At 50.8% G+C, this 18,412-nt stretch carries 13 protein-coding genes; 10 read left to right on the top strand and 3 right to left on the bottom strand.

The annotated features are described in order from the left end of the window. The first annotated feature begins 39 nt into the window (after positions 1-39). Entirely contained in the window at positions 40-1,692 is a 1,653-nt protein-coding gene (gene mqo / locus ACOZIO_RS14850; RefSeq protein WP_129991502.1) for a malate dehydrogenase (quinone), read from the top strand. A gap of 71 nt (positions 1,693-1,763) precedes the next feature. On the opposite strand, the gene cytX is transcribed toward mqo, so the two are convergent. Continuing rightward, positions 1,764-3,017 (bottom strand): putative hydroxymethylpyrimidine transporter CytX, encoded by a 1,254-nt coding sequence (cytX, locus tag ACOZIO_RS14845; protein ID WP_217157725.1) that lies wholly within the window; start codon positions 3,015-3,017, stop codon positions 1,764-1,766. Positions 3,018-3,209: 192 nt separating this feature from the next. On the opposite strand from cytX, the gene ACOZIO_RS14840 reads away from it, so the two are divergent. Genes ACOZIO_RS14840 through ACOZIO_RS14820 form a run of 5 tightly spaced genes read left to right on the top strand, consistent with a single transcriptional unit; the run spans position 3,210 to position 11,063 of the window. Then, positions 3,210-4,730, top strand: coding sequence for a type I restriction-modification system subunit M (locus ACOZIO_RS14840; protein ID WP_421595454.1), 1,521 nt, complete (start codon positions 3,210-3,212; stop codon positions 4,728-4,730). After that, on the top strand, positions 4,723-5,964 hold the full coding sequence (locus tag ACOZIO_RS14835) for a restriction endonuclease subunit S (RefSeq protein WP_421595452.1): 1,242 nt from the start codon (positions 4,723-4,725) through the stop codon (positions 5,962-5,964). Before ACOZIO_RS14840 ends, ACOZIO_RS14835 begins: the two co-directional genes overlap by 8 nt. Beyond that, positions 5,957-6,955 (top strand): RhuM family protein, encoded by a 999-nt coding sequence (gene rhuM, locus ACOZIO_RS14830; RefSeq protein ID WP_047609881.1) that lies wholly within the window; start codon positions 5,957-5,959, stop codon positions 6,953-6,955. The genes ACOZIO_RS14835 and rhuM overlap by 8 nt, the downstream gene beginning before the upstream one ends. 3 nt (positions 6,956-6,958) lie before the next feature. Continuing rightward, complete coding sequence (locus tag ACOZIO_RS14825) at positions 6,959-10,276, top strand: type I restriction endonuclease subunit R (RefSeq protein WP_421595451.1); 3,318 nt, start codon at positions 6,959-6,961, stop codon at positions 10,274-10,276. A gap of 7 nt (positions 10,277-10,283) precedes the next feature. After that, positions 10,284-11,063, top strand: a complete 780-nt coding sequence (locus ACOZIO_RS14820) for a M48 family metallopeptidase (RefSeq protein ID WP_421595450.1) — start codon at positions 10,284-10,286, stop codon at positions 11,061-11,063. A gap of 30 nt (positions 11,064-11,093) precedes the next feature. Here ACOZIO_RS14820 and ACOZIO_RS14815 read toward each other — a convergent pair whose 3' ends face one another. Then, positions 11,094-11,750 (bottom strand): Qnr family pentapeptide repeat protein, encoded by a 657-nt coding sequence (locus ACOZIO_RS14815; protein WP_129991500.1) that lies wholly within the window; start codon positions 11,748-11,750, stop codon positions 11,094-11,096. A 193-nt stretch (positions 11,751-11,943) separates the two neighbouring features. Here ACOZIO_RS14815 and ACOZIO_RS14810 point away from each other — a divergent pair, with 193 nt between their 5' ends. From ACOZIO_RS14810 to ACOZIO_RS14795, 4 genes are all read left to right on the top strand, one after another. Next, positions 11,944-12,876 (top strand): hypothetical protein, encoded by a 933-nt coding sequence (locus ACOZIO_RS14810; RefSeq protein WP_129991499.1) that lies wholly within the window; start codon positions 11,944-11,946, stop codon positions 12,874-12,876. Between the two features lie 255 nt (positions 12,877-13,131). Next, positions 13,132-15,189, top strand: coding sequence for a peptidyl-dipeptidase Dcp (gene dcp / locus ACOZIO_RS14805; protein ID WP_421595485.1), 2,058 nt, complete (start codon positions 13,132-13,134; stop codon positions 15,187-15,189). A 124-nt stretch (positions 15,190-15,313) separates the two neighbouring features. Next, positions 15,314-16,384, top strand: a complete 1,071-nt coding sequence (locus tag ACOZIO_RS14800; protein ID WP_235173524.1) for a bifunctional transcriptional activator/DNA repair enzyme AdaA — start codon at positions 15,314-15,316, stop codon at positions 16,382-16,384. A gap of 14 nt (positions 16,385-16,398) precedes the next feature. Then, positions 16,399-17,151 carry an isocitrate lyase/PEP mutase family protein gene (locus ACOZIO_RS14795; RefSeq protein WP_129953892.1) on the top strand — a complete coding sequence of 251 codons (753 nt, stop codon included), beginning with the start codon at positions 16,399-16,401 and terminating at the stop codon, positions 17,149-17,151. Here ACOZIO_RS14795 and ACOZIO_RS14790 read toward each other — a convergent pair. Continuing rightward, positions 17,123-18,337: an MFS transporter gene (locus ACOZIO_RS14790; protein ID WP_421595449.1), complete on the bottom strand. Its 1,215-nt coding sequence runs from the start codon at positions 18,335-18,337 to the stop codon at positions 17,123-17,125. The two genes, ACOZIO_RS14795 and ACOZIO_RS14790, sit on opposite strands and share 29 nt — an antisense overlap. Positions 18,338-18,412: the final 75 nt, after the last annotated feature.

Raw genomic sequence — 18,412 nt, 5'->3', positions numbered from 1 at the left:
GATTCATAACAAAACTGAACATTTAGAGAAACAGACGTCATGAGAAAGATACTTGGTATGCTTCTCAACCGTGACTCACTGGGTGCCAGCGAGCCTGCGGCCGCAGAAGACGAAAAATCCGTTGATGTATTGCTGGTCGGCGGCGGAATTATGAGTGCAACCCTGGGGACTTATCTCCAGGAACTCGAGCCGGACTGGTCAGTCCATATGATCGAACGCATGGATAGTGTGGCGCAGGAAAGCTCCAACGGCTGGAATAATGCGGGGACCGGCCACGCCGCGCTCGCCGAAATGAACTACACCCCGCTGATGCCGGACGGTACTGTCGATATCACCAAGGCCGTGGCGATCAACGAAGCCTTCCAGGTTTCCCGTCAGTTTATGGCGTATCAGGTTAAGAAAGGTGTGCTGAATAATCCGCGCTCGTTCATCAACAGCGTGCCGCATATGAGCTTTGTCTGGGGCGATGACAACATCGATTTCCTGCGCAAACGTTTTGCTGCGCTGCAGGAAAGCACGCTGTTCCGCGGGATGGAATATTCAGAAGACCCGGAACAAATCAGACAGTGGATCCCGGCCGTGATGGAAGGCCGTGATCCGGCGCAAAAAGTGGCAGCAACCCGCACCACGGCAGGCACCGACGTAAACTTCGGTGAGGTGACCCGTCAGCTGGTCGAGGCGTTGCAGAAACAATCCAACTTCACGCTGGCAAACTGTCAGGAAGTGCGTGATATCCAGCGCAATCCGGACAAAACCTGGCGCGTCACCATTACCGATCTCAAACACAGCCACAAACACCATGTGGTGAATGCGAAATTCGTGTTCATCGGCGCGGGCGGGGCGTCTCTGACGCTGCTGCAAAAATCCGGTATTCCGGAAGCGCGTGAATACGGCGGCTTCCCGGTCGGCGGGGAATTCCTGGTGACAGAGAATCAGGATGTGGTGAAACGTCATCTGGCGAAGGTGTACGGCAAAGCGGCCGTGGGCGCACCGCCGATGTCTGTTCCGCATCTCGATACCCGTATTATCGATGGCAAACAGGTTCTGCTGTTCGGGCCATTCGCTACCTTTTCCAGTAAATTCCTGAAAAATGGTTCCCTTTGGGACCTGTTTGGCAGCGTCAACAGCTCGAACCTGTTACCGATGACGCATGTCGGCATGGGTAACTTTGATCTGGTGAAATATCTGGTCGGGCAGGTGATGCTCAGCGATGAAGACCGTCATGCCGCGCTGAAAGAATTTTTCCCCGAGGCCGAACAGAAAGACTGGAAACGCTGGGTCGCCGGACAACGTGTGCAGGTCATCAAAAAAGATGGCAGGCACGGCGGCGTGTTGCGTCTGGGCACCGAAGTGGTGAGCGCGAAAGATGGCAGTATCGCCGCGTTGCTGGGCGCATCACCGGGCGCGTCAACCGCCGCACCGATCATGATGAAATTGCTGGAAACCGTCTTTAAGGAGCGCGCAGCCAGTGCAGAATGGCAGGCCAAATTCCGGGAAATTATCCCGTCTTATGGCACCAAACTGAACGGCAATGTGGAAGCGACCGAAAAAGAACTGCTGGAAACCAGCCGTATTCTGCAACTGGAAACGCCGTCGATGAACACGACACCGGTGGCCGAGGTGGTTCAGTTGCGTCCGCTCGATGTTCAGGCAAAACAAGAGCCAAAACAGCCTGCGGATATTGCTTTGTAAGTTCTGCGCTGTAAGTTCTGATTTCTGAAAATACAAACCGCTCAGGTGAGCGGTTTTTTTCTGGTGTTAACTCAGGCTTTACGCCCTAATCCCCAGCACACCAGCCCCGCCACCAGCAGTGAAGGTATAGTCGCGCCGATATCCGGCAGCAGATTTGCCATCAGATGATAAACCGCAATGCCAATAAACCAGGCCGCGACAGAACGGATATTCAGATTCTCGTGGCTCTGCCTGCGCAGAACAAAATGATGCGTCAGCACCACGCCGAACAGCGGCGCAAATACCGAGCCAATCAGCAGCAGGAAATTCTCGTATTGCGTCAGCGGCACTGACCAGGCGATCAGCGTACACAGCAGGCCGATACCCAGCGTCAGTTTACCGACGCTGACGGGTACTGAAGTACCCGCAGAAACCGCTGCCGAGTGAATATCCGCAAAGGCATTTTCATGCTCATCCACCAGAATCAACAGCAGCGGGATGCCCAGTGCAACGCCTGAGAGCGCCAGCAGCAGCGCATTGGCATCGGTTGAGATGCTGACAAAGGCCAGGGTATACGCGACGCCAAGAGCCATCATCCACACGCTGCCGAGGAAATACCCGCAGGCAGTCCCCCAGAAATTTTGCCGCGCAGATTTGCCGAAGCGGGTGTAATCCGACACCAGCGGCAGCCACGAAAACGCCATCGATACCACGATATCGCAGGCCAGCGCGAAGGGCATCGAACCGTCTCCGGCTTTATGCCATAGCGACGATAAATCCGCATGCAGGAACAGATAACCGGTCAGCCACGCACAACTGGCCAACAGCAGCCAGATCCCCCAGCGGCGCAGCACCAGACGGATAAACGCCAGCGGCCCGCTGGCCGCCAGCAGCGTGGCAACGGCGCCGAAGATAAACGTCCACAGCGTCGGATTCGCCCAAAAACTGCCGTCGCCCCATGCCCGTTTCGCCAGCAGACTGGCGGCATCGCGCATCACCACAATTTCGAATGCGCCCCAGCCGATCAGCTGGATCAGATTAAACAGCACCGGCAGCGCCACACCGCGCTTGCCCAGACTCAGCTTCAGCGATGCCATTGATGACATACCTGTCTGCCCGCCGATCACCCCGGCCAGCGCCAGCAGGGCAACGCCGACGGCGGACCCCAGCACAACAGCTGCCAGCGAGCCCGCCAGCCCGAGGCCCGGCGCCAGAATAGCACCGGCCTGCAACACCATCAGACCCATACCGAGCGAGAACCACAGCGAGAATAAATCAGGCCAGCCCAGCACCCGTGATTTCTCAGGGACAGCCGCCTGAGGAGAATAAATGCCATTATTTTTCATGAGGTTAATTTAGTGGCTAAAGCGAATGTCTGTTATAGCATATTACGGTGAAATTCTGATGAAGGGCGGGGGAGAGGCGCACTTTTCAGCGGGCATCTTCCCGCTCCGGCCAAACCGCTATTTTGACCCGGTGGCGATAAGGGTAGAATGCCGCCATGCTTTTCACCGAACGATAAAGAGTGACGGACCCGAATGAACGATAAAGTTAAACAAGACGACATTAACAAAGCACTTTGGGATGCCTGTGACACGTTCCGTGGCACCATCAGCGCAGACACCTATAAAGATTTCATCCTGACGATGCTGTTTCTGAAATACATCTCCGACGTCTGGCAGGATCATTACGACACCTACGCGAAAGAGCATGGTGATTCGCCGGAACTGATCGAAGCGCTGATGAAAAGTGAGCGTTTTGTTCTGCCGCGTGATGCCAGTTATTACGCCATTTACGCCCGTCGTCACGAAGCCAAAAACGGCGAACGTATCGATCAGGCGCTGCACGCCATTGAAGAAGCCAACGGCACCAAACTTAAGGATGCCGGTAAAAGCGTGTTCCAGGACATCTCTTTCAACACCGATAAACTGGGTGAAGAAAAGCAGAAGAACGGCATTCTGCGCGAACTTATCGAGCATTTTGATAAACCGGAGCTGAACCTTAAACCGAGCCGCGTCGGCACGCTGGATGTCATCGGTAACGCCTACGAATACCTGATCAAGAAATTTGCCGCCAGTGGCGGGCAGAAAGCCGGTGAGTTTTATACCCCGCCGGAAGTGTCGGATTTAATGTCCGAGCTGCTGGATCCGCAACCGGGCGATACCATTTGCGATCCGGCCTGTGGCTCGGCGTCATTGCTGATCAAATGCGGTGCCCGTGTGCGCACTAATCACGGTTCAAAGCATTATGCGTTGTACGGTCAGGAAGCCATCGGCTCCACCTGGGCGCTGGCCAAAATGAACATGTTCCTGCACGGCGAAGACAACCATAAAATCGAGTGGGGCGATACTATCCGCAACCCGAAATTGCTGGATAAAAACGGCGACCTGATGCTGTTTGATATCGTCACCGCCAACCCGCCGTTCAGCCTGGATAAGTGGGGCCATGCGGATGCGGAAACTGATAAATTCAACCGCTTTAAACGGGGTATTCCGCCAAAAACCAAAGGCGACTATGCGTTTATCTCGCATATGATCGAAACCCTGAAACCTGCCACCGGTCGCATGGGCGTCGTCGTGCCGCACGGCGTGCTGTTCCGTGGCTCCAGTGAAGGGAAAATTCGTCAGCAATTAATAGAAGAAAACCTGCTCGATGCGGTGATCGGCCTGCCGGAAAAACTGTTTTACGGCACCGGCATTCCGGCGGCGATCCTGATTTTTAAGAAAGATAAAATCGACAACAACGTGCTGTTTATCGATGCCAGCCGGGAATATAAATCCGGTAAAAACCAGAACGAGCTCAGCCCGGAAAATATCGCCAAAATCATCGCGACTTACCGCGAAGGCGGCAGCGTAGAGAAATACGCCTATATCGCCAGCCTGAAAGAAATTCAGGAAAACGACTACAACCTGAATATTCCGCGTTATGTCGATACCTTCGAGGAAGAAGAAGAGATTGATCTGGCGGCAGTGCGTGAAGAGCGTCTGGCGTTAACCGCTCAGCTTGATGCGCTGGAAGCGGAAATGGCGGGATATCTCAAGGAGCTGGGTTATGAGTAAGGTTCCGGCGGGGTGGGTTAATACAAAGCTTCAAAATATCGCTAAAATTAAGTCTGGTTCTACACCGTTGAGGGCGAAGGGAACGCGATACTTTACTCAAAATGGAACTCCTTGGGTGAAAACCCTAGATTTAAATAACTCCGAAATCCATATTACTGATGAAGAAATTACTGACTTAGCTTTAAAAGAAACTTCATGTACTTTATTTCCAGCTAATACGGTTCTTGTAGCTATGTATGGCGGTTTTAACCAAATTGGTCGTACCGGCCTAATAACGAAGCCATCTGCAAGTAACCAAGCGCTATCAGGACTTATCTTAAATGAGGAAATCGCAGATCCCAAATATGTACTCAACTACCTAAATGGGAACGTCTCTAAGTGGAAGGAATTCGCAGCGAGTAGCAGAAAGGATCCAAATATTACCAGGAACGATGTATGTAATTTTCCTATACTTCTCCCCCCACTCCCAGAACAAACCAAAATCGCCCAAATCCTCTCAACCTGGGATAAAGCGATTGCGACCACCGAACAACTGATCGGCAACAGCCAGCAGCAAAAAAAAGCCCTGATGCAGACTTTGTTGACGGGGAAAAAGCGGTTGCCGGGGTTTGAGGGGGAGTGGTCGAACACAACTTTAGAAGACTGTTGCTATATTAATCCCCGAAAAGCACCGCGCCCTGAGAATGGTTTGGTCTCATTTATCTCAATGGATTCAGTTTCAGAAAGTGCGAAGCTTCTCAAAACAGAAGTACGGAATTATGATGATGTTGAAAAAGGGTTTACCTCATTTTCAATTAGGGATGTTTTAGTCGCAAAAATAACGCCTTGTTTTGAAAATGGTAAAGGGGCTTACCTCGATAAGTTAATAAACGAAATTGGGTTTGGAAGTACAGAATTTCATGTATTGCGCTCAAAGGTAAATACTAGCTCTAAATTTATTTATTTCATTACAAATACAGATGAGTTTCGCGTTAGAGGTGAGGCAAATATGCAAGGTTCTGCAGGGCAGAAGCGTGTTACTACTGATTACTTGAAACTTTATCCTGTAAAACTTCCCCCACTCCCGGAACAACAAAAAATCGCCGCCGTTCTTACCGCTGCCGATAATGAAATCGATCTGCTGCAAAAGAAACTGGCCTTCCTGAAACAGGAAAAGGCCGCGTTGATGCAGCAATTACTGACCGGTAAGCGCCGGGTGAAAATTAACACCACAGAGGAATGCATGGATGCCTGAAAATGATGTAATTTTGTATACCAGTGAAGACGGCATGGCGCAGTTTACCCTGCGTCAGCTTGGCGGTCAGGTGTGGCTGACACAGCTGGAAATCGCCGAGCTTTACCAGACCAGTAAGCAAAATATCAGCAAGCATGTGAAAAGCATTTTCTCAGAGAAGGAGCTGGCTGAGGAGGCAGTTGTCAACCGTAAGTTGACAACTGCCAGTGACGGAAAAGAGTACCTGACTCAGCTGTATGCGCTGCCCTTAATTCTTGCCGTAGGTTATCGGGTTCGCTCGACAAGAGGCACACAGTTCAGACGCTGGGCGACTCAGACGCTGGGTGAGTATTTGTCTAAAGGCGTGGTAATGGATGACGAGCGTCTTAAAGATCCTAAATGGGACTATTTTGATGAACTGCTTGAACGCATTCGTGAGATACGTTCTTCGGAATTACGTTTCTATCAAAAAATTCGTGACTTGCTGGCGCTGTCTGAAGATTATCGCGCCAATGAAAAAGAAACCTCTCTGTTGTTTGCCGAAGTACAAAATAAGTTGTTTTTTGCTGTAACGGGTTTTACGGCTGCTGAATTAATTGTACAAAGAGCTGACCCGGATAAGCCGAATATGAACCTGTTCAGTTTCAAAGGGCAGCGTGTACGTAAAGCCGATGTGGTGGTGGCGAAGAATTATCTTAGTAACGATGAACTGGACAGCCTTAACCGTCAGGTTTCAATGTTCTTTGAATTTGCAGAATTCCGTGCGGAAAGAAAACAGCACTTAGTATTAAGTGACTGGCAGGAATACATCGATAAATTCATGGCATTTAACGATCAGCCGATTTTAAAACGCGCGGGTTCAGTGAGTCGTGAACAAATGACCTTAAAAGCACATCAGTGCTATGAAATTTTTGATCAGCAGCGCAAAAAGCATGATGCCCTGGAGGCTGACCGGATTGAACTGGAACAACTGGATCAGCTCGAAAAGCGTTTACAGCAGAAAAAGGATTAACGGATGTCGCAACCCGAGCTGCAATCTCTGCCGAAGTTTGAAGAAGAATACATCGCTAAATTACCCGCGCTGACGCTGATGACCAACATGGGCTGGCATTTTCTTTCTCCGCAACAGGCGATGGATGCCCGCGATGGCAAACCGGATCAGGTGGTATTGCGCGGGGAGTTGCGCCGGGTGCTGGAAACCCGTCGTTTCCATTATGCGGGCAAAGAGCATCCGCTTTCTGAAAAATCTATCGAAAACATCATCAGCGAGGTGTGCAGCCCGGCGCTCAACGAAGGATTAATGCAGGCCAACCAGCGCATGCATAACCATCTGGTGTATGGCATTACCGTCACCGAGTTTGTTGACGGGCGCAAAACCAGCCAGACCATTGAACTGGTGGACTGGAATAATATCGCCAGCAACCGTTTTCTGGTTACCGAAGAATTTCGTGTCACCCGCACCGCAGGCATAGGTTCATCGCATCAGGATTACCGTAAACCGGATATCGTCGGTTTTGTGAATGGCATTCCGATGGTGGTGATTGAGGCCAAACGCCCGGTCAGTCAGGGCAAAAAAGGCCCGACCCTCGAAGAAGGTATTTCCCAAAACCTGCGTAACCAGATGCATGACGAAATCCCGCATCTGTTTGTGTATAGCCAGATTTTGCTTTCTGTTAACGGCAACGACGGGCGCTACGCCACCTGCGGGACACCGCTTAAATTCTGGGGCGGCTGGCGGGAAGAAGATATCACTGATGCTGATATGCTGGCGGTGAAGAATAAAAAGCTCAGTACATCGCAGGTATCCGGCCTGTTCAGCCACCGTAAAGCGGCAGATTTAAGCTGGTATCAGAACCTGATTGCAGGCGGTCAGCTGGCTGTCACTGGTCAGGATCAGATGCTGGTAAGCCTGCTGTTACCGGCGCGTTTACTGGATATGGTCCGGCTGTATACGCTGTTTGATAAAAAGATGGGTCGTGTGATTGCCCGTTACCAGCAGGTGTTTGGTATCAAACGACTGACGGAACGCATCAAACTCAAAAATGCGCAGGGCGGGCGTCAGGGTGGCGTTATCTGGCATACGACGGGATCCGGTAAATCACTGACGATGGTGTTGTTCAGCAAAGCCTTGTTGTTGGATGAGTCGCTGAAAGCCTGCCGCTTTATCATCGTCACTGACCGTGTGGATCTGCAAAGCCAGCTGAGCAACAATTTTGTATCGGGCGGTCAGCTCGCCGGTAAACATGATTTTCGCAATGCGATGGCGACCTCCGGCGCACGTCTTGCAGAGCAAATAGGTAAAGGCAAAGAGCGGATTATCTTTTCTCTGATCCAGAAATTTACTTCCGCGACGGAAATGCCGGAGTGTTTTAACGACGATCCGAATATTGTGGTGCTGATCGACGAAGGCCACCGCAGTCAGGGCGGCGAAAACCATATCCGTATGACGCTGGCGTTACCGAAGGCCGCCTTCGTGGCGTTTACCGGTACGCCATTGCTTAAGCAAGATAAAACCACCAAAAAGTTCGGTCCGATTGTTCACGCCTACACCATGCAACGCGCGGTGGAAGACAAAGCCGTGACGCCTTTGCTTTACGAGGAGCGCCAGCCCGAGCTGAATGTGAATGAAAAAGCCGTCGACAGCTGGTTTGACCGTATCACGCTGGGATTGAGTGAAGCGCAACGCGCCGACCTGAAACGCAAATATTCCCGTAAAGGGGCGGTGCAAAGCTCTGATGACCGCATTCATCTGATTGCGCTGGATGTCGCGAATCATTTCAGCAAACACATCACGGAAGGGCTGAAGGGACAACTGGCCTGTGACAGCAAGCTCTCGGCCATCAAATACAAAAAGTACCTCGATGAAGCCAGTTTATTTGAATCTGCCGTGGTCATGAGCCCACCGGATACCCGCGAGGGCAACACTGACATTGACGAAGCCACACTGCCCGAAGTCTCAAAATGGTGGAAGGATAACGTCGGCAGCAAGGATGAGCGGAAATATACGCAGGAACTGATCGCCCGTTTTGAGAAAGATGAAAACCTGAAGTTGCTGATCGTGGTGGATAAATTACTCACCGGTTTTGATGAGCCGAAAAATGCCGTGTTGTATATCGATAAATCCCTCAAAGGACATAACCTGATCCAGGCCATTGCCCGTGTCAACCGGCTTCACGATAAGAAAAAAGAAGGGTTGCTGATCGACTATCGGGGTGTGCTGTCGGAGCTGGATACCACCATTGCCCTGTATCAGGATCTCGCCTCGCGTACGCAGGGCGGTTATGACATTAATGACATCGACGGCTTGTATCATCAGATGAGCAGCGAATATAAACGCCTGCCGTTATTGTATCAAACGCTGTGGTCGATATTTGATGGCGTAGTCAATACAAGCGATTCTGAGCAATTGCGTCAGGCGTTGGTGCCTAAAATGGAACAGCGCAATGGCGAGTTTGTCGATATCCATCTGAAGCCACGCGAAGATTTCTATGAGGCCCTCAGCGCGTTTGCCAGTTGCCTGAAAGTGGCGTTGCAGTCAGCCACATTCTTCGAAGACAATGATTTTACCGATGCCGACAGGCGACACTACAAAGATACGGTCAGGCAACTTTCGCAATTACGCCTGCAGATTAAAGAAGATGCGGGTGAGACAGTCGATTACGATGAATATGCCGATCAGGTGAAAAAGCTGCTGGATAAGCATGTCGTCGGCGTTCAAATCAGGGAGCCTGAGGCGGTATACGCCGTATCAAAAATGGGCCGACAAAAAGTCAAAACGCCGGATGCTACCTGGACTGAAGATAAAACCCGAAACGAAACCGACATCATCAAAACCCGTGTTACCAAAATGATTGAACAGGAACTGCATGATGATCCTTATGCGCAGGAAGCATTTTCTGCTCTGTTGCTGAAAACTATCGCCGAAGCGGAAAAACAGTTCGAACATCCTTTAAAGCAATATCTGTTGTACACCGAATTTATGCAGGACGTAGAAAACCGCCGCTTACAGGAAATCCCTGACGCGTTCGGCAGCAATAAACATGCGCAGGCCTATTTTGGTGTGTTTAAAAAAACCTTGCCTCAGGTTTTTGATATCGCAGATAAACAGGTTGAGAAGAAATGGGTCGGTTTAGCTTTTGTGATTGATCAGGCCGTCGGACGTGCCGTGACTGAGAATTCCATTAATACCCAAAATATTGAGGCGGCTATCCGGACCAGCCTTTTACCGAGACTGTTCCAGGAATGTAAAGACGTTGGTGCAGGTATCCACCAGGTCAATAAAATTATCGAAAGCGTGGTACAAATCACCCGCGTTGGCTTGTCTGGTATATAAGGCAAATATGAGCGTAAGAATTGCGATCCCCCGGCCACGTAAATATTCGCCTGATCAGTGCTTTCACTATGGCGATGAGCGCATTTGTTTTGAAATCAGCAGCCGGTGCAGCCAGAAAAGTAAGGTACTGATCAAGGTGCATCCGGATTGCCGGGTGCAGGTGGCTGCACCGGAAAACAGTTCCGACGAAGAAGTTCTCGGTGCGGTTAAAAAACGCGGGCGCTGGATCTGGCAGCAACTTCGCGAATTCCGTGCCCAGCAGGAGCATCTGACCGAAAGGCAATATATCAGCGGTGAAAGCCATTATTATCTCGGCAAACAATACATGCTGAAAATTCTGGTGGAGCCGGAAGAAAAGCCACGGGTCAAAATGCTGCGCGGTAAGCTCGAAATTACGGTGCGGGAAAGAAACCCGGAGCGTATCCGCGTTTTGCTTAATGAATGGTATAAAGACCGCGCCAAAGAGGTGTTCGCCCGAAGGCTGGAAGAGATGCTGGTGCAGGCATTATGGGTCAGTGAGCGGCCACCTTTGCGCGTACAAACCATGCAAACACAATGGGGCAGTTGTTCTCCTCAGGGACGTATTACCCTGAATCCCCATCTGGTCAAAGCGCCACGGGAAAGCATTGATTACGTAATTTTGCATGAATTGTGCCACCTGGCAGAACACAACCATAGCGAGCAGTTTTACCGCCTGATGAAACAGGTGATGCCGCACTGGGAGAAGGTAAAAACGCATCTGGATGGCATGGCGGCGGCGTTATTGAATGGCAGCCATCGGGCGTAACGCGGTCAACAATATTTATTTCGAATACTCTCACTTTGAAAAGACCACAATCATCCCCAACTTCTCCAGCAGATGACTCTGCTGCCAGTCATCGATTTTCACGCCATCCAGATCGACCTTACGGATGTTCAGCTCGCCCAGATCGGAGTTCGTCAGGTCGCAATGGGTGATGTTGACATTGTTCCAGTCGAATTCGGTGAATTCGCCACCGGAAAGGTCGGAGCCACTGAAGTTTGCGCCCTGCACATTTGCGCCCGTCCAGCGGTTTTCCCACAGTTCGCATTTCTCCAGGATGACTTTGCTGAAGTTGGCGTAGCTGAAGTTATTTTTGGTCATGAACGCGCTGCAAAACCAGGTACGTGAAGTGATCATATTCATAAAACTCGCGCCGCTGAAATCTGCGCCGGTAGCTTTGCATTCGCGGATTTCACAGCCTAAAGCCTGAATGTTTTTGAAATCAGCCATCGTCAGATCACAGCGTTTGAAGCTGGCATCCTGCAATTTGGCATGCTGGAAAGAGCAGCCTTTTTGCTCTTCATCATCGTAAAACAGACAATCGACAAACGCTGTTTCCGACAGATCGGTGCTGTCAAAACGGCAGCGATAAAAACGGCAGTTCTCCAGCGTTTCGCCGGTAAATTGCTTCATGCTAAAACGCTGGTCAGTAAATAGTTGATTGGTGAACATTATCAATCCCTATAGTTCTTATTTCGTTTATGAATAATTTATCAGAAATACTCAGTTCCGTATAATAATTTTTCCGGCTGTGCTCAGGTTTACTATAGAATTTTCGGCGTGGTTAATGATTATATAAGTGGTTAATTATATTTTTTTATTTTAAAGTGTTTATTATTTTCTGTTTAACATGGAGTGTTAATATATGCTTACGCCGGATAATAAAATTCTCACTCAGAATGCCGCAGGCAAAAAGCTCTTACATAATATACGCAACCGATGGTCTTCTCAGACGAGTGAGAGCATGATGCGCAATGGCATTTTATGGAAGTCAGGTAACAAAACACTCGATGGCTATTCCTTGCATAATTACCACGAATTACGTATTGCTCTGGGGAAACTGACCGTTCAGGAGCAGATTTTTTTCAATGTACTTACACAGTCCTCTTTCTATGCCGTTCACTGTACAAATTCCCCCGATGTGGTTAATAAGGCGGGTGATCTGATTTTATATTCCAGGAAGGAACTAACGGGCAAGGGGATCAGGTTTAATAACAGCAACACTCAGCCTATCGATATTTCCATGTTGGGAAATGATGGCTATGTGTTTTTTTCTTTAGAAGTTGGATTACCCTTACTGAAATCTTCAAGTCGCTTTGGCAGTATTTTTTATAAAATAGCCTATTCTCATCCTGTTTTTCGGAATTCGTCGCTGGTTTTAACTGACCAGGTGGCTCTGGTGAAGCCGAGGTGTCATATTCCGGCTCTGAGCAGGGAAGCGATCAGATTATTAGAAGCCCGTGAGTTTAACCGCCTTTCGATAATTTTTAACGGGAAAATGTTCTCTGTTTTGGGGCTGGCTTATTCTATTATTCTCACTAACAGAACTTTGCCGCCAGCTGACCAGGAAATTATCCTTTCTGCCAGAAGTGATGCCCAGCTTTCTAACGTCGTTAACAGTTTTTACCGGCCGGAAATTCGCGTTCCGAAAATGGTGGGTATCCAATCTGAGCAATACACGATAAACAATGAGTATTACAAGCCACAAGTCAGGAGCTTAAGTTCAAGCGGGATTGATGAAGACTCTGATCTCGATTATTTAAGTTCCGGATCCGACGACTCAGGGGCTGAAGACTGATCGTCTGCTGCCGGCTGAGGCGGGGGGAATAAAGTACATTCTTATTGGGCAACATAAGGTTATCTGTAAATTTCTCCCCCTTAATTTTGCCCAATCCCCTGCCTGTTACTATGCTCAAAGACTTAAAGGAACTCAGGTAAAGGAAAATCCCCTATGCGTCTTTCTCCTCTTTTTCTGGCTATTACTCTGGCATACGGCCAATACGCGTCCGCTGAACAATCCCCATCTGCACCGGTATCAACGCAGGAGCACGTCATGAAAAACACCATCAGTGCCGATAATCCGTTTCTGAAGCCCAGCCCGCTGGAATATCAGGCGCCACAATTTAATCTCTATAAAGACAGCGATTACGAACCGGCGATCCTCGAAGGTATCCGGCAGAAACTCGCTGAAGTCGATAAAATCGCCAGTGATACTGCCCCACCAACCTTTGAAAATACCTACGTAGCGCTGGAAAAATCCGGCGTTATGCTCGGGCGCGTGCTGAATGTTTTTGGTGCGATGACCGGTGCGAACACCAACGACACGCTGCAAAAAATTGATGAAGAGACTTCGCCAAAACTGGCGGCAATGGATGACAGCATCCATCTTAACAGCAAGCTTTTTGCCCGGTTGAAAGCTGTCTATGACCAGCGCAGCAGTCTGAAAATTTCTCCTGAATCACAGCGTCTGATTGAGGTGACCTTTAAGGATTTCGAACTGGCAGGCGCTAATCTTTCTGATGCGGATAAAGATAAACTTAAGGCGCTGAACCAGCAGGCCGCGACACTCAGCACACAGTTCACCAACAAATTGCTGGCCGCGACCAAAGCAGGCGGGCTGACGGTGAAAGACAAAGCGCAGCTGGCCGGGCTGAGCGATGCCGAATTATCGGCTGCCGCGCAGGCCGCCAAAGACCGCAAGCTGGATAACGCCTGGCTTCTGGTGCTGCAAAATACCACCCAGCAGCCGTTATTGCAGTCGCTGGATAATCGTGAAACGCGTAAAGCGTTGTATGAAGCCTCCGTCAATCGTGCTGAAAAAGGCGATGCGAATGACACCCGTGAACTGATTGCGAAGCTGGCAAAAGTGCGTGCGGAGCAGGCCCGGGTGCTGGGCTTCCCGAGCTATGCGGCGTGGAAGCTGGAAGACCAGATGGCGAAAACGCCTCAGGCTGCACTGGATTTTATGCATAAGATTGTGCCGGCAGCGACCGCCCGTGCGCAGCGTGAGGCCGCCGATATCCAGGCGGAAATCGATAAACAGAACGGCGGCTTCAAAATGGCTGCCTGGGACTGGCAGCATTACGCACAGCAGGTTCGTAAGGAAAAATACGATCTGGACGACGCGCAGATCAAACCGTATTTCGAGCTGAATAATGTACTGGAAAACGGTGTGTTTTATGCCGCTAACCTGCTGTATGGCATTAGCTTTAAAGAACGCAAAGACCTGCCGGTATATAACCCTGACGTGCGGGTTTTTGAGGTATTCGATAAGGATGGCAAATCGATGGCGTTGTTCTACGCCGATTACTATCAGCGCGATAATAAAGGTGGCGGCGCATGGATGAGTAATTACGTCGATCAGTCGAAACTGCTGGGTAACAAGCCCGTGATATATAACGTGGCGAATTTCCAGAAACCGGCTGCGGGACAACCGGCATTGCTGTCATGGGATGACGTGATCACGGTGTTCCACGAGTTTGGCCACACGCTGCATGGCCTGTTTGCCGATCAGGAATATCCGGGCCTTTCCGGCACGGCGACGCCGCGTGATTTTGTCGAATTCCCGTCGCAGTTTAACGAGCACTGGGCGAGTGATCCGAAAGTATTTACTCACTTCGCCAAACATTATCAGACCGGCCAGGTGATGCCGCAGGCCTTGCAGGACAAAATCGAGAAAGCCAGTAAGTTCAACAAAGGTTATGACATGACCGAGCTTCTGGCGGCCGCGCTGCTGGATATGCACTGGCACAGCCTGAGCGCGGACGCACCGCAGCAGGATGTTGATAAGTTTGAAGCGGATTCGCTGGCGAAAGACAAGGTGAATCTGGCGTATGTGCCACCGCGCTACCGTTCCAGCTATTTCCAGCATATCTGGGGTAACGGTTATGCGGCGGGATATTACGCCTATCTGTGGACCGAAATGCTGGCCGATGATGCCTTTGCGGGTATCACCGAACAGGGGGGACTGACGCGGGAGAATGGTCAGAAATTCCGTGATCAGATCCTCTCACGCGGCAACAGCGAAGACCTGGAAAAACTCTACGAAACCTGGCGTGGCAAAGCGCCGTCGATTGAACCGATGCTGAAAAATCGCGGGCTGGAGGAGTAAACATGGCCATGCCCGGTATCAGGCCGGGCATGGTTTATCTTGTCATAAATATTTAAATCAACGCCCGAAAAACGTCGCTTCCTCTGCTGAAATTCCCCTATGCTTTTCCTCATGTATCCCGCCTGTGAGTGAAATCATGCTTTTCGATTTGCCTGACGATAATGTGCTTTATGCTGCGCTGATTGCCCGTGATCCGGCCTATGACGGCTTTGCTTTTGTCGGCGTTAAAAGCACCGGTATTTTCTGCCGTCTGACTTGTCCGGCACGAAAGCCTAAACGTGAGAACTCGGTATTTTACCCGTCGATGGTCAGCGCGATGGAAGCAGGATTTCGTCCCTGTAAACGCTGCAGGCCGCTGATGCAGGGCGGAGAAAAAGACCCGCTGGTGCTGAAATTGCTTGCTGCACTCGAGAAAGAACCGGAAAGAAAGTGGAGTGAAGGGGATGTTCAGGCAATGAACGTTGATCCTTCCACTGTCCGCCGGGCCTTTAAACGACAGTTTGGCATCACTTTTCTGGAAATGGCGCGCTTGCGCAGGATCGGCAAAGGTGTCGATGCGCTGGCCGGCGGTGAGCCGGTCATTGACGCCCAGCTGGATGCCAGTTTTGAATCCGGGAGCGGATTCCGTGCGGCGATAAGCCGGCAAATCGGGCTGAATCCCAGCCAGGCCAGAAAGCATCAGTTTCTGAAAGCTGACTGGCTGGATACGCCGATCGGTTCCATGCTGGCGATTGCCAGCGGGGATGCGCTGTATCTGCTGGAGTTTATTGATCGTCCGGCATTGCCCAATGAAATCGAGCGGCTGAAACAGCTGACGTCATCTGAAATCATTTTTGGCCGTAATCCGCTAATTGATCAGGTTGAAGACGAACTGAAGGCGTATTTCGCAGGCGAAAAATACACATTCGTCACGCCGCTGGCGGAGTTCGGCTCGTTGTTTACCCGCAAAGTCTGGGATGCGCTCAAAGCCATTCCGGCAGGTGAGTTACGCAGTTATTCCGCGCTGGCTGCCGATATCGGGCAGGCAACGGCTTGCCGCGCAGTCGCCCGGGCTAACGGCGCTAACCAAATTTCAATTCTGATCCCTTGTCATCGCGTGATGGGTGCCGACGGTTCGCTGACCGGTTATGGCGGCGGACTATGGCGAAAGCGGTGGCTGATTGAACACGAAAGAAGAATGGCGCTGAGCCGCTAAATGAGGAGCAGAGTATGAGTCAGCAACGTCAGGCATTGGCATTTTCACAGCTTCACCGCAAAAACAATCCGGTCATTTTATACAACATCTGGGATGCGGGAAGTGCGCTGGCTGTGGAACAGGCGGGGGCAAAAGCCATCGCGACCGGCAGTTGGTCGTGTGCGGCAGCGCAGGGCTATCAGGATGGCGAAGCCATGCCTTTCGCCCGTTTGTTGCAGACGGTGCAACGTATTGCCTGTGTTGTCAGTCTGCCGCTCACGGTGGATTTCGAAACGGGTTATGGTGCTGACCGTCGCGATAATCTGAGCGCACTTTTGCAGGCCGGTGTGGTGGGCATTAATGTTGAAGATCAGCGAATGGGATTATCCGCACTGAACGGCATCCGTGAACAATGCGGGATGCTGAGCTCACTGCGTCAGGTGGCGGAAACTCAGGGAATTGCTTTGTTTATCAACGCACGAACCGATATTTTTTTACAGGAAAGTGATCAGTCACGGCATCCTGCACTGATGGCCGAAGCCAAAAAGCGGCTGAGCGCTTATCAGGATGCGGGTGCCAGCGGTTTTTTTGCTCCCGGTTTGAGCGATCTGACACTGATTGCCGAACTCTGTGAGGTATCAGCGCTGCCGGTGAATATTATGACCAGCAACCTGACCCCGCCGCTGGCTGATCTCACGGCGGCGGGTGTCAGCCGGATAAGCTATGGCCCGCACCCTTATATCGGGCTGATGGAGAACCTCAAACAGCAGGCGCGCGCGTTGTATTAGCCGCCAGCCTGTGCCCCATCCAGAAGAATATCAGCCCGCCAGCGGAGGCGGCGATCAGCGCGATAAACATCACCGGCGGGGCGGCGTAACTGAGCAGCAAACCGCACATGACCGGATTTATCGCGCCACCCAGATTGCTCAGGTTCTGCATGCCGTAATAGCTGCCTTTCAAGTTTTCCGGCGCGATAAAGTCGATAAACATGTATTCCACCGGGATAACAATCAGTTCGCCAAAACTGAAAATCGCCATTGCGACCACCCAGAACAACACCGATTGTCCGGCAGTCATAAAGCCGGTCAGACCGATGATGAAGAACAGAGTACCGAGAAGCAGCCATTTCAGCAGACTGTTTTGTTTCATCCTGCTGCTTAATACGTACTGGAAGACGATAACAATCACGGCGTTGGTGATCATCACCGCGCCGATAATTTTATAGGCGAAGGCCGCACTGGTCACCAGAATCAGATACTGCGAGAGGTAACCGGCGAATTGCCCGAACACCACCGAACCCAGTGTGCTGCCCAGTGTGAAGTAAATCAGGCGACGGTCATGAGCCAGAATGCTCAGTGTCTGGCGAAGGTTGGGTTTCGGCAGGGGTTGCTGTTCCTGTTCTGCTTGTGGCGGTTTATGGGGAATATTACGTAGCCCCCACGTCAGGGACAACACAGTACCCAGTGCCAGCATGCCGGAAATCACAAACGGCAGCATCGGGCTGAAACCCGCCAGCCAGACACCCAGCGATGAGCCCACAGCCCAGCCGACGTTCACCAGCGTATAGTTCATTGAGAAGGCCTTCACCCGCTTTTCCACCGGTAGCCAGCTGGCGATACAGGCTTTGAGCGTAATGCTGAGCAGGGCGTAAGAGGCATTCAGCAATGCCAGAACCAGCAGTACGCCGGTCACATCCGGCAGAAACGGCAACAGCAAAAAACTCAGCCCGAACAGGCTGACTGAGGCGGTAATCAGCGTCCGGTGATTGAACTTATCCACCAGATAGCCACCGTAAAGACTGCTGAGAATACCTATCGCCAGACTGGCACCGAGAATAATTCCGACGCTTTTGGGCAGCAGATGATAGTGCCCGGTCAGATAAATAGTAATAAACGGCAGCGTGACACCACGCCCGATAGTGAGTACTAACGAACTGGCGAGCAAAGCAAGAATTAACGGTGGCATTCCCTTCATGTTGAACGGTATTCCCTGATTAACAGCAACATTTTATTTACATCATAAAACAGTCTGCACAGTTTTTTTCATTAC

This window comes from Rahnella sp. PD4 (assembly GCF_049199325.1).
GTDB classification, from domain to species: domain Bacteria; phylum Pseudomonadota; class Gammaproteobacteria; order Enterobacterales; family Enterobacteriaceae; genus Rahnella; species Rahnella perminowiae.
This window is presented reverse-complemented; position numbering and strand designations above follow the sequence as displayed.